The 9712-nt window shown below is 64.6% G+C and carries 2 protein-coding genes; both read right to left on the bottom strand.

The window, feature by feature from the left end:
- Positions 1 to 92: 92 nt before the first annotated feature.
- Entirely contained in the window at positions 93 to 3431 is a 3339-nt protein-coding gene (locus BH95_RS09250) for an amino acid adenylation domain-containing protein (protein ID WP_244164868.1), read from the bottom strand.
- 337 nt (positions 3432 to 3768) lie between these two features.
- A complete protein-coding gene (locus BH95_RS09255) occupies positions 3769 to 9588 on the bottom strand; it encodes a non-ribosomal peptide synthetase (RefSeq protein WP_244164869.1) in 5820 nt (1939 codons plus the stop codon).
- Positions 9589 to 9712: the final 124 nt, after the last annotated feature.

Raw genomic sequence — 9712 nt, forward strand, 5'->3', positions numbered from 1 at the left:
AACAATCAAGAGCGGTCTACCTTGCCCACGATACTGTGACGAACGCGTCGTCTCCGGTCGGGGCTGGGCGTTTTGTGAAACTTCCCTGACCGTCAGTCTCCTCTGGTCGCACCGGGAACCGACGGTGCGAGGGCCTCGCCGATGGTCACGGACGGGTCGATCGACACGGCGTCGAGAAGACGTGAGACGCCGGCTGCCAGTCGTTCCGCCGTTTCTTCGCGAAACAGGTCGGTCGCATAGAGCACGGTTCCTGCCAGCGCGACGTCGCCCGCGTCACCCGTCACGTCCTGAAACACCAGCTGAAGCTCGTATTTGCTGACCCCGTAATCGAAATCGACCGGTGTGATCCGCAAGCCAGGCAGTTCCAAGCCGGGCCACCCGAGGTTCTGGAAACTGACCGTCGTCTGAACGGGCAGTTCACCGGTGTCGACTCGGCTCAGCACGTCGTCGATGGGCACGTCTGCATGCTCCAGAGCACTCAGGTCGACGGCGCGACTGTGCGCGAGCAGGTCCGTGAACGCGGTATCCGGGTCGACACGCGTTCGCAGCACCACCGAGTTGTTGAACTTCCCGATGAGCCCGTCGAGTTCTGCGAGCCCTCGACCGGCCGTGGGAATTCGAACGGCGATGTCGTCGGATCCCGATTCGTGACCGAGCACTGCTGCCACTGCAGCGTGTACGGCCATGAACAGCGATGCGTTGTTCTCCACGGCCAACGTTTCCACGGTTCGACGAACGTCCGCGGAAATCAGGAAGCCGACATTCGCACCCGACGTCGTCACCGTCGCCGGACGTGCGTGATCGGTCGGGACACGTCCGGCCGACGCGAGGCCGTCCAATCGCGACCGCCAGTACTCGACCTGTCGGTGTGCCAGCGACTCTGGATCATCGGGGTCACCCAGGACGCTTCGAAGCCACAGGGCATGGTCGGCGTACTGGATCGGCAGCGGCTCCCACTCGGGCGTACGGCCGTCTGTTCGCGAGACGTACGCGGTCAGCACGTCCGTGGTGAGTGGACGCATCGAGAATCCGTCACCGGCGATGTGGTGCAAGACGAAAACGAGAACGTGGTCGACCGGCGATACCCTCAACACCGCGGTTCGCACAGGGACCTCGGCGGTCACGTCGAAGCGGGTCGCCGCTACCTTCTCCACCGCGGAGGCGATGTCGTTCTCGTCGACGTCGATCGGTTCGAGGTCGAGCCGAACGTCGTGGGCTGCGACTGCCTTCTGGTGTCCGACACCGTCGACATCCGGATAGACGGTTCGAAGTACCTCGTGCCTGTCGACGACATCGAGTGCCGCCGCACGCAACGCGGAGACGTCCAGTTCTCCCTGCATCCGTACGGCCACAGGAATGTTGCGCGCGTGGGTCTGCGAAAGACGGTTGTCCTCCCACAGCCGCTCCTGATTGGGGGACAACGGGACCAGGGTGGCCCGCAGTGTCGTCGTGGACGGCGCACCGGCAGCATCGAAGGTCACCGGATCCGGTCTCGGATCGTCCGCCAGGTGATATGTCCGACGAGACTTTTCGCGGGCAACCAGGTCGAAGACAGCCAGATCGACAGCGTCCGCATCCAGGTGGCCCGACAGGCGAGTGCCCTCCCCGTATCTCTCGATCATCGCTGCGATTTCGCGAGCCAAACCTGCGACCGTCGGCGCGTCGAACAACAACCGGGCGGGCACGCAGCAGTCGAGCCGTGATCCGACACGTGCTGCAACCTGGGTTCCGATCAGCGAGTTCCCACCGAGTTCGAAGAAGTTGTCGTCCGCGCCCACCCGGTCGCGGCCGAGCAGTTCCGCATACACGGCGGCAACTGCTTTCTCGGCGAACGTCGACGGTTCACGGAACTCACGCGCGGTGAACTCCGGCTGCGGCAATGCAGAACGATCCACTTTGCCTGCACCGGTGAGCGGCACGTGATCGATCAGCACGACAGCCGACGGAACCATGTGCGACGGCAGAGACCGGCCCGCCCACTCCTTCAATTCAGCGGCGTCGGGTGCTGCGGATTTCGAGGGCAGAACGTAGGACGCCAGCGCAGTGGTTCCGGCACCGGCGTCGACGCCTGTCGTGAGGGAGAAATCGACGTCCGGGTGAGATCGAAGGACAGCGTCTATTTCACCGAGCTCTATTCTGAATCCGCGAATCTTCACCTGGAAGTCGTTGCGGCCGAGGTACTCCAGACCGCCGGACGACGTACTGCGAACAAGGTCGCCCGTCCGGTACATACGTCCACCGGCGGAATCGCGGGGGTCGGCCACGAATCGCGCCGCGGTCAACGACGAGCGACCGTGATATCCCCTGGCCACACCGGGTCCGGCAAGGTACAACTCCCCAGCGACCCCCGGTGGAACAGGCGCGAGACGCGCGTCGAGAACGTGAGCGCGCATTCCGTCGACAGGGCGGCCCATCGTCACGGGGGAACCGTCCCGGATCGGATCGGACATCGTCGCGAAGATCGTGGCCTCGGTGGGTCCGTACCCGTTGATCAGCGACCTGCCGGGTGCCCACCGTGCGACCAGATCGGCCCCGAAGTCCTCGCCTCCCACGACCAGAACCTCCAGGTCGTCGAGTCCGTTACCGTCCACCGATGTCAGGGCCGCAGGGGTCGAGAAGCCATGCGTGACGCGTTCTCGGCGAAGCAGCTCGACGAGTTCTTCGCCGCCGTAGTTGTCCGGAGGCGCGATCACCATCGTTGCGGACGAGCCGATCGCGATCAGATAGTCGAACACCGACACGTCGAAGCTGGGTGAGGTGAAATGCAGTGTCCGGGAACGATGGGTCAGGTCGAGCGTCCGCACTGCCTGAGCGCACAGGGCTGCCAGCCCCGCATGCGTCACCACCACCCCTTTCGGCGTGCCCGTCGAGCCGGAGGTGTAGATGAGATAAGCGGGGTTCTCGGCACGCAGGGTACCGGTTCGTTCGCTCGTGGACACCGGCTCGTCGGACAGTTCGCCCAGGCGCGCCCCCGTCTCGGTGTCGTCGAGCGCGGTCCATGCGCACGCATTCGGTAGCCCGGCCGGGTGCATGGTGGACGACGACAGATGCTCGGTGAGGGTGAGCCCTCGGCTCGCGCCCGAGTCGGTCACCATGTGGCGGATGCGTTCGGCCGGGTAGGACGGGTCGACCGGAAGGAAGGCGCCTCCCGATTTGACGACGGCCCACACCGCGACGATCGACTCGATCGATCGAGTCAGAGCGAGTGCGACCACGACTTCGGGGCCGACTCCGCCGGAGATGAGGTACCGAGCCAGCCTGGACGACCGGGCGTCGAGTTCGGCGTACGTGACCGTCCGCTCGCCGTCGACGATCGCGACGGCGCTCGGATCTCGTTCGACCGCGGTACTCAGCAACGCCGGTAGCAGCGTGACCCGACTACGGGCCGGTCTACGTCCCCGTTGCCCGCGATCCTTTCGTTCACCCTTCACTCGGTCACTCGACGACGTGGACCGCGAACTCATACGTGAACAACCCCTCGACCGTGCTCGTTGGACGCCGCCTCGTGGCCAGGTCGCCCGCCGTTCGTCGTGGGCAGGCTTCGTTGGAAACATGCTCACCCGGACTCGACGAACTATTACAACACGATTACGAAAAGGTTCGGCGAACACCCGCCGACCGCGCGGCGAACAGCGCATCAGCCAAGTCACACTGAGGTTTTGGATTCTGAGACAGTCGCCCGAACAAGCCGCATACGGTCGAATGTCCGAAATAACAGGATCGAAGTCGAATCGAAAAGTGCATAACAATACTTTCGATTGTTATGCACTATTTCGACGAGTTCACCACTTTCGAGACAATGGCCAATGCGCGAGCAGATGCCATTCTCCAGTGAGTTTCTTCGACCACCTGATTGTCCACCCGGCCGGTGAGGAAGGGTTGCCATCCATCTGCGCCGACTCTGCCCGTCGGATCGTCTACTCCGGCGGTGAAGTACACCACGTCACCGTCGAAGACCTCGGGCACGTGTCCGGCCAGCAGGGAGCGTGCCTCCTCTGCGCCGGAGACCACGTCGGCTATTCGCTCCGCCGAGATCTCGGAGAACGGAGCGGGGAGAGTGGCAACGGCGGCAGCTATGGACTCCGCGGTGACGTCCGAACCGTCGAACGTGGCATCCGGTAAGAGTGCGCCGAACAGGTGCGACATCGTCACGGGGGTGGCACGCGCGGCGACGTCGGCTGCTTCCTCCGATCCGCCCAGCGCGCTGTCCATCATCGCCAGAAGTCGAACGGTGCTCCCCTGTTTCTGCAACCGCACTGCGACGGCATGAGCCAGGACACCCCCGAGCGACCATCCCAGGAGCTCGTACGGACCCTCCGGTTGAACGCGTCGAATTTCGTCGACGTACCTGTCGGCCCAGTCCGCTATGGATCTCGGAGCCCACTCGGGCTCCGTCAGTGCCGGTGACTGCAGTGCGGTGATGCCGATGTCGGACGCCAGCGTCTGCGCCAACCCTCCGAACGACCACGACACGCCCACTATCGGATGGAAACACCACAGTCGACGACCGGACGACGAGGGTCGTATCGGCAACACGACGTCCAATGCTGTCCGGGCGTCCGTGACCGCAGGTCCTTCGTCGATTCTGCGCGCCAACGCGTCGACGGTCGATCCCGAGAACATCCACAGCAACGGGACCTGGAAGCCGACCGCCGTGCTCAACCTAGCCACGATCTGGGTGGCCACCAACGAATTGCCACCCAGTTCGAAGAAGTCGTCGTCGAGGCCGACCTGCTCGACTCCGAGCACGTCCGCGAACACGTCGGCCACCGTCTGCGCTGTCGGCGATGTCGGTGCACGGAACTCCCGCACCTCCATCTCGGGCTCGGGCAACGCAGCACGGTCGAGCTTTCCGTTGACGTTCCGAGGCAACTCGTCCAGCACGACGAACGCGGCCGGGATCATGTACGACGGAAGCCGTTCGGCCACCGCCGCTTTCACCGCACCTGGATCGACGTCACCCGACGATCCCACGACGTACGCGACCAGGCGGTCCCCCAGCCGCTCGTCCGACCGCGCCAGAACGGCGACGTCACGAACTCCGGGCGCACCGGCGACCACGGACTCGATCTCGCCCAGTTCGATTCGAAATCCACGGATCTTGACCTGGAAGTCACTGCGTCCGATGTAGTCGAGTACTCCGTCGGCTCGCCACCGGACCAGATCACCGGTGCGGTACATCCTCTCACCACTCCCGGCAGGGTCGGCGACGAACCGATCCGCGGTCAGGTCGAACCGACCCTGATATCCCCGAGCCAATTGCACTCCGGACAGGTACAGCTCGCCCACGACGCCGACAGGAACCGGATGCAGACGCGAATCCAAGACGGCCACACGACAATTCCACTCCGGCCGGCCGATCGGTACGACGGAGTCGATCGGAAGCTCGAGCTGGATCGACGTGACCGACACCGCGGCCTCGGTAGGACCGTACACATTGTCGAGGCGGAGGTTTCCGCCGCCGAGCACCGTCCGCGCAGTCGACGCAGGCAACGCCTCACCGATGGCCAGTACCCGACGAATCGAAGACGGCAACGCCCCACCCGATGCCTCCACCATCGCCGCGAGCACCGATGGCACGACGTGCAATGTCGTCACTGCTTCGTGCTGCACGAGCGTCGACAGATACACCGGATCGCGGTGCCCGTCCGCAGTGGCGATCACCAGGCGACCACCTACGACCACCCACGACCACAACTCCCACACCGACAGGTCGAACGTCGCAGCAGTCTTGAGCAGGAAGACGTCGGACTCGTCCAATTCGTACTCGGCGCGCATCCATTCGAGCTGATTGATCACCGAACGATGCGACACCGCGACCCCCTTGGGGCGACCGGTCGAGCCGGACGTGAAGATCACGTACGCGGTGTTGTCCGGGCGCAACGGCACCGCCCGATCTTCATCCGTCACCGCCGTAGCGTCGACGCCGCCGAGGTCCAGATCCTCGATGTCGACGACCCGCTGCCCGGCCGGAATCGACGCGCCGGCGAACTCGGCACCGTCTCCACCGGCGATCAACACCACCACGGGCGCGGCGGACCCGACGATGTATCCGACACGGTCCGCGGGTTGATCCGGATCGACGGGCACGTACGCACCGCCCGCCTTGACCACCGCGAACATCGCCCACACCATCACCTCCGACCGCCGGATCGCGACCGCGACCGTGGATTCGGGCCCGACACCACACGAAATCAAATATCGAGCAAGACGGTTCACGCGTTCGTCGAACTCCCGGTAGGACCACGATCGATCCCCGAACGTCAACGCGATCGCATCCCGACGACCGGACACTGCCGAGTCGACAGCGGCCACCAGAGTCGCCCCCGAATCGATCTCGTGCGCCGTCTCGTTCCACGTCACCACCGTGAGCTCGCGCTCACTCGCGCCCATGATGTCCACATCACCCACGACGACGGAGGGGTCCGACGCCACCGCAGTCACGAACGCGACGAACCGATCCACGATCGACCGGGCGGTGTCCTCGTCGAACAACGCCGTCGCGTACTTCAGGGTGGCGCCCATCCCTGTCGCATTACCGTCCTCGTCGTACTGGTCGGAGACGATCAGATGCAGATCGAACTGCGCGACCTCGGCGTCCGCATCGACCGCGGACACCGACAGCCCTGGCAGTTCGAGCACAGCCTTCTCGATGTTCTGAAACGACAGACCGACCTGGAACAGAGGATGACGTGCAGTGGACCGCGCGGGGTTGAGCACCTCGACGAGCCGCTCGAACGGAACGTCCGCGTGCGCCAGTGAACGCACGTCCACCTCGCGCACAGCAGCCAACGTCCGCTCGAAGCTCGCCGACGGATCCACCTCGGTCCGAAAGACCAACGTGTTCGCGAACATTCCGATCAGATCGTCCAAGGCAGCTTCACCGCGACCTGCGATCGGCGACCCGACTGCGATGTCCACCGAACCGGACAGCCGCGCCAACACACTCGCCCACGCTGCGTGCACCGCCATGAACAACGTCGCGTTGCTCGACCGTGCCGCCGCCGACAACGACTCCTGGACCGAGGCGTTCATCGAGAAATCGATCTTCCCGCCGGCAAAGGACTGCACAGCAGGTCGCGGCCGATCCGTCGGCAACTCCAGCTGATCCGGAAGCCCGGCGAGCTCCTGCTTCCAGAACGACAACTGTTCGAACGCAATCGATCTCGGATCGTCTTCGGAACCGAGAACTTCACGCTGCCAGATCGCGAAATCTGCGTATTGAACCTCCAGCGGCGCCCACCCCGGAACCCCACCGGCAGACTGGGCACCGTACGCAACCATCACATCGCGGGTCAACGGACCCATCGATCCACCGTCGGCGGAGATGTGCTGAACCACCAACGCCAACACGTACTCGGTCTCCGACAACCGGTACAACCGCACCCGAACCGGCACCTGGGCGGTGACATCGAAGGATGTGGCCGCCAATGCTCGCACTACAGACACGATCTCACCAGGATCGACATCGACGACCTCGAGATCGACACCTGCCTGGGCGGCGGGCAGAATCTTCTGCACCGGCCCCGACTCGTCCTCGGGATACAACGTCCGTAACGGCTCGTGCCGTCCCACCACGTCGTCGATCGCAGCCCGTAACGCATCGACGTCCAGAGCGCCGGACAACCGGATCGCGACGGGAATGTTGTACGCGGCAGATTCCGCGTCGAACCGATTCAAGAACCACATGCGCTGCTGCGCCAACGAAACCGGAATACGATCAGGACGCGGCAGCTCTCCCAACGCGATGCGGCGAGCAGCTCCTGCCTTTGCGTCCACAGCCCGAGCCAGGCCGGCGACCGTGGAATCCTGGAACACCTCACCTGCAGCGATGTTGACGTCCGTGGCAGCGCCGATTCTCGCCGCGAGTCTGGTCGCGGACAGGGAATTGCCGCCCAGTTCGAAGAAGTCGTCGTCGAGCCCGACCTGTTCGATCCCGAGAATCGTCGAGAACACCGCTGCCACCGCGCGCTCGGACGCTGTTTCGGGAGAACGATATTCACGACTCGCGAACACCGGTTCGGGAAGCGCGTCACGGTCGAGCTTGCCCGACGGGGTGAGCGGAACGGTGTCGATCTGCATGATCGACGCGGGCACCATGTGTTTGGGCAGCACACCGCCGGCGAATGCCGTGAGCTCGGCGGCATCGATCTCGTGGCCTACGACCGGACGGACGTAGGAGACGAGCGCAGTGTCTCCGGTCGGTCCAGGAACTCCGACGGTCACCGCGAACGCCACGGCGTCGTGCGAGCACAACGCGGTGTCGATCTCGCCGAGTTCGATACGGAACCCGCGGACCTTGACCTGGAAGTCGTTCCGCGCGAGATATTCGAGAGCACCGGAGGCCGTGACACGAACGACGTCCCCCGTTCGGTACATCCGTGTTCCCTGATCGGCCGACGGATTCGCGACGAAGCGAGACGAGGTCAAGCCCGGACGTGACTCGTACCCGCGCGCCAGACCGGCGCCGTCCAGATACAGCTCACCGGCGACGCCGGTAGGAACGGGGCGCAGCCGGCGATCCAGAACGTGCGCTGTTGTACCGACGATCGCCTTACCGATGACCACGGGATCTCCGGGCCTCAGTGCCGGCGAGATGGTGCTGGCGACGGTGGATTCGGTCGGCCCGTACGCGTTGAAGAAGGAGCGGCCGGGCGCCCACGCCTCGACGAGTTCGGGTGGACAACTTTCACCGCCGACCACGACGGCCACCAAGTCGTCCAGGTCGACCGGTTCCACCGACGCCAGGGCTGCGGGTGTGACGAACGCGTGGGTGATGCGGTTCCGCCGTAGGAAGGCACCCAGTTCCGCTCCACCGTAGATGTCGGTCGGTGCCACGACCATCGTGGAACCGGCGGCAACGGCCATCGACAGTTCCAGCACCGACGCGTCGAAGCTCGGTGATGCGAAGTGCAGTGTGCGTGCCTGGCTGGTGAGCCCGTAATCGGCCTTCTGAGCTGCCGTGAGGTCGGCGAGTCCACGATGGGTCACGACGACGCCCTTGGGCAGACCCGTCGAGCCCGACGTGTAGATCAGGTACGCCGGATTGTCGCTACGGAGAACTGCGGTCCGATCCGACACCGAGATTCGCTCGTCGGAGACGCAGTCCAGTTCGGTCTGGAATCTTGCGTCGTCGAGGACCGTCCACACACACTCGTCGGGCAGAGAGTCCCGAAATTTGCTGGTGGTCAGGCCGACTCGCGCGCCGGAGTCCGAGATCATGTGCTGCACTCGGTCCGCTGGATACGTGGGGTCGACGGGTAGGAACGCGGCTCCGGTCTTGGCGACGGACCACACCGACAGCACCGATTCGATCGATCGAGTAATCCCGATCGCGACGACCGATTCCGGCCCGATTCCGGACGAGATCAGCACGCGTGCGATCCGGGACGATCGACGATCGAGCTCGGCGTAGGACAGCTCGATGTCTCCTGCTACCAACGCGGTGTGCGACGGGTCCAGTTCGACGGCCGCCGCGAGCAACTGAGGCAGCAGCGGAGACGTGTTCCGTACCCTGCGGGGTCGTGGAGGCCTGGGTCTGCGCGTCGACCGTGCACGGTCGACATCCGAGGGTCGGTCGTCGCTCATGCGTCGCGGTCCGTGCGGTAGCCGGTGCAGTCCATGCAGTACACGATGTCCATTTTTGCTGACTGCACGTACACGTTCCGTTTCGCCCCTTCGATCGACGCTCGGCCCTGGGGCCGAAGCTCGG

The organism is Rhodococcoides fascians A44A, assembly GCF_000760735.1.
GTDB lineage: Bacteria > Actinomycetota > Actinomycetes > Mycobacteriales > Mycobacteriaceae > Rhodococcoides > Rhodococcoides fascians_E.

What these genes read in the sequence shown, in the direction of transcription:
- BH95_RS09255 (WP_244164869.1), bottom strand. Translation starts at nt 9,588, where the DNA reads ATGAGCGACGACCGACCCTCGGATGTCGACCGTGCACGGTCGACGCGC.